Annotated in this window: 2 pseudogenes; both read right to left on the bottom strand. The window is 47.7% G+C overall.

From position 1 onward, the window contains the following. Nucleotides 1-412: pseudogene (eno, locus tag A3738_RS09175) on the bottom strand (phosphopyruvate hydratase); the annotation flags it as partial. A gap of 35 nt (nt 413-447) precedes the next feature. Further along, nucleotides 448-752, bottom strand: a pseudogene (locus tag A3738_RS09170) (3-deoxy-8-phosphooctulonate synthase); the annotation flags it as partial.

The following is a 752-nucleotide window of genomic DNA, read 5'->3' as shown; positions in this document are numbered from 1 at the left end:
TCACATCAGCGATGTGTTCATACAATTCAACACCCTTCGCTTGCGCTGCTGCTTTTGCAGCCGCAAGAGAGACTGCCAAAATCGCATTTGCGCCAAGCTTTGCTTTGTTCTCTGTACCATCAAGATCAATCATGATCTGATCAAGTTCACGCTGAGCCGTCACATCTTTACCGACTAACGCGGCACGAATGTCTTCGTTAATACCAGCAACCGCTTTCAATACACCTTTACCAAGGTAACGCGACTTATCACCATCACGAAGCTCTAAAGCTTCACGTGATCCAGTCGAGGCACCAGAAGGCGCACAAGCCGTACCAACAACACCAGACTCAAGAATAACGTCGGCTTCCACTGTTGGGTTGCCGCGTGAGTCCATAACCTCACGGCCTTTAATATCAGCGATCTGAAACATTTGTACTTATCTCCAAGTATTACTTTTATGGACTGTTAAACAGTATCCAAAGGTTCAAAATTCTTCACGAGTTCGTCAATAGCTTTGACGCGCTCTAAAAATGGTTCTAATTGCTCAAGTCGCAATGCACAAGGGCCATCACACTTAGCTTGGTTAGGGTCGGGATGCGCCTCTAAAAATAATCCGGCCAACCCTTGCGACATACCTGCGAGCGCTAAATCGGTCACTTGCTCGCGACGACCACCTGCAGAATCAGCACGTCCGCCCGGTTGTTGAAGTGAATGCGTCACGTCAAAGAAAACTGGATATTCGAAGCCCTTCATCACGCCAAAACCCAACA

The sequence above is a fragment of the Oleiphilus sp. HI0066 genome, assembly GCF_001635725.1.
This window is presented reverse-complemented; position numbering and strand designations above follow the sequence as displayed.